This is a genomic window from Mesorhizobium amorphae (assembly GCF_014843845.1).
Classification (GTDB): domain Bacteria; phylum Pseudomonadota; class Alphaproteobacteria; order Rhizobiales; family Rhizobiaceae; genus Mesorhizobium; species Mesorhizobium amorphae_A.
Genome location: NZ_JHQS01000111.1, coordinates 1 through 2991 on the forward strand (window position 1 = coordinate 1; position 2991 = coordinate 2991).

Here is a 2991-nt window from a genome sequence, read left to right on the forward strand (position 1 = left end):
GCAAGAGCATGCTGGCGGATAGAGAGACCTTGACTGCAGGCTCCATTTCGTTCCGCGCTTAGGACGTGGTCAGAGACGATCATGCCCGGCTTGCCGCGCCGGGCGATCAGTTCCGTCAGTTCACGCGCCACCCGGCGGCCGGAGATCGAGGTGTCCGGGATCGCAGCCAGGCATTCGCGCGTCACGTCGTCGACGATGTTGAGCACGCGGAAGCGCCGGCCGCAGGCGAACTGATCATGGACGAAATCCAGCGACCAGCGCGCGTTCGGCTTCGCCTGGACCAGGATCGGTGCCCGCGTCCCTACCGCTCGGCGCCTGGAGCGTCGCTTGCGCACGGCCAGTCCTTCTTCGCGGTATAGCCGGTAGATGCGGTTGATACCCGATGCCTCGCCCTCCCGACGAAGGAGGATGAACAGCCGCCGATAGCCGAAGCGCCGGCGCTCGTTGGCCAGGTCGCGAAGCCGGCCGCGCAGCTCCGTCTCCGGTGGGCGACAGGACCGGTAGCGGATCATCTTGCGATCGGCGCCGACAATGGAACAGGCCCGCCGTTCCGACAGGGCCATCGTGGCCTGCAGATGCGCGACGGCTTCGCGCTTGGCGGCGGGCCCTACCATTTTTTTGACAGAAGCTCCTTCAGCGCCGAGGCTTCGAGCATCTGGTCGGCGAGCAGCTTCTTCAGCTTCGCGTTCTCGTCTTCCAGGGCCTTCAGCCGTTTGGCGTCGGACACATCCATCCCGCCATACTTCGCCTTCCAGTTATACAGCGTCGCCTCGGAGATCCCATGCTTGCGCGCCAGGTCGCCCGCCTTTGCCCCCGCTTCGTGCTCACGCAGAACCGCGATGATCTGCTCTTCCGTAAACCGCTTTCTCTTCATCAGTCCGTCCGTCCTTCAATCGAGGCCGGACTCTAATCTCAGATGGAGGAAATTACCCGTGGCAGGTCAAGCTCCATCAAATGATCCGGCTCTGCTGAGAACCACGCAAAGCTCCCCCATGCCAGGGAATCCACCGCCTTCTTGAACGAGGGGCGGCTGCGGTCGAGATAGGCGGTCAGGAAGGCGACATGCTCCAGCGGAAAGCCCGCGTCGTTCGCCAAGTCCTCCAAGGCTTTTTTCCGCCTGGCATTAATAGGGCCATCGGTTGCCACGACCTCAGCAAACACCAAAAGGGGATGTTCGGGCGCCAGGTCGACGAGGATAATGTCGGGAAATCCTTGTCTGCCTTGATCGTTAGCCCAATGGATTTCGCGAGATCGTCGTCCCGAGAAACAACCTTGTTCCCGCTTTCGCTGACAAACAGAATCGCAGGCTCCTCCATAAAGCGGGGCGCAAAGACCTCAATGACGGCCTTTGTTATTTCCGAGCTCGGTCCGGGCTTCATCCGCCGGCTTTCACCATTAGGGAATGTCACACTTAAGCTGTCGCCGGCGGATCCCGCGCCGCGACGGACGATGGCGATGCGGGCAAGAGCGCCCTTGTTTAACGTTTTGCTCTGCCAAGCGCCAATCGCAGCGTCCAATTTTCCGCCGACCAGGTTTGGGTCGAACAGCCCGGCAAAATATATATCTCTTCCCTCAGGCGGTCGAGTATGTGGTTGTCCTGGTCGAACTGACGATCCGCGGCTTCAGCGAGGTGATATGCGCTTCGTCCAGGTAGATGGAGCTGCAGACAGTGATCTGATCGTCGGGCTGGCAGGTGCGGGCCGCCGCACCGTTGAGGATGCAGCATCGTGAGCCGCGCTCGCCGAGAATGACATAGGTCGAAATCCGCGCACCGGAGTTCTTGTTCCATATCTCCACGAATTCCATAGGCAGGATGCCGGCTGCCTCGCAGTGGTCAGGGTCGAGCGTTATCGAGCCGTGGTAGTTGAGGTTCGCCTCGGTGACGTGGATGCCGTGCAGCTTGCCGGCGACTATTTTTCGCATTGGTTCTATTGTCCTATTCATCTCACAGAGCCAGTCTTGATATTGAGCAGCCGTCGCTGGGCTAAATCCCGACGACAAGCGCCCCGCCGCTGAGTCCCGCCCCCGCGGCTGCCAGCAGGATTTTCTCGTCCTGCCGGAATGGCTGCGTCTGATGGGCCAGCGACAGGGAAAGCGGGATCGTCGCTGCGGAAGAGTTGCCGTATTCGGCGATCGTCTTGACGATCGCATGATCCGCAATGCCGAGGTTCCTCCCAACCGCGTCGAAAATGCGAGCATTGGCCTGGTGCGGCACGAACCGATCGATGTCTTGGGGCTGCATCTGGGCTGCTGCGAGCGCGTCCTGCGAGCAGGCAGTCATCATCTCGACGGCCTTGGCGAACACTTCGCGGCCATCGGTGATCGTCATTCGAGTTTGCGCGAGGTCGAGGTCGCCGTGGAACGGCGTGTTGCCTCCTCCAGCAGGGATCTGGATCAACCCGTAGCGCGAGCCGTCCGAATCCACCGAGGCGCCGAGAATGCCTCGGTCCGGATCATCGCATGGACCGATCACCATGGCGCCGGCGGCATCGGCAAACAGCACGGCGCTGGCGCGCTCGGCCGGATTGATACGGCGGCTGAGGATGTTGGCGGCGATGACAAGGCTCGCCTTGCCGTGCAGGCGGGTAAATCCGTCCGCGAACATCAGCGCATAGATGAAGCCGGCGCAGGCGCCGGTCAGATCGATCGCGCCGGCGCGGCCGAGCCCCAGCCGATGCGCGACCAGCGGCGCGCTGGGCGGCAGGAGGTGATCGGGCGTCGAGGTGGCAAGCAACAAAAGACCGATGTCGCCACGGTCGATGCCGGCATTCGTCAGCGCCATGTCGCCGGCATGCGCGGCAAGGCCGGACAGCGTGTCTTCGTCGGTTGCCCAGAAGCGTGACCGTATCCCAGTGCGCCGCTCGATCCAGCCGGGCTCGAGCCCGAGACGGTTTTCGACTTCCGGGTTCTCCACCTTGCGCGACGGCGCATGATGACCAAACCCGAGAATGCGCGACGACCTGCTCATGGTCTTGAACCGAAGCGTTCGCC

The 2991-nt window shown here is 62.4% G+C and carries 1 protein-coding gene and 3 pseudogenes; all 4 read right to left on the reverse strand.

The window, feature by feature from the left end; genetic code table 11:
• Positions 1 to 65: 65 nt before the first annotated feature.
• Positions 66 to 874 (reverse strand): annotated as a pseudogene (locus tag DH08_RS30280) (IS3 family transposase); the annotation flags it as partial.
• Between the two features lie 38 nt (positions 875 to 912).
• A pseudogene (locus DH08_RS36700) lies at positions 913 to 1379 on the reverse strand (BsuBI/PstI family type II restriction endonuclease).
• Between the two features lie 98 nt (positions 1380 to 1477).
• Positions 1478 to 1923 (reverse strand): annotated as a pseudogene (panD, locus tag DH08_RS30290) (aspartate 1-decarboxylase).
• A 61-nt stretch (positions 1924 to 1984) separates the two neighbouring features.
• A complete protein-coding gene (locus DH08_RS30295; RefSeq protein WP_192182920.1) occupies positions 1985 to 2968 on the reverse strand; it encodes a beta-ketoacyl-ACP synthase III in 984 nt (327 codons plus the stop codon).
• Positions 2969 to 2991: the final 23 nt, after the last annotated feature.

Bases quoted from the DNA above. Each gene is read 5' to 3' on its own strand.
- DH08_RS30295 (WP_192182920.1), bottom strand. From the start codon at position 2,968: ATGAGCAGGTCGTCGCGCATTCTCGGGTTTGGTCATCATGCGCCGTCG.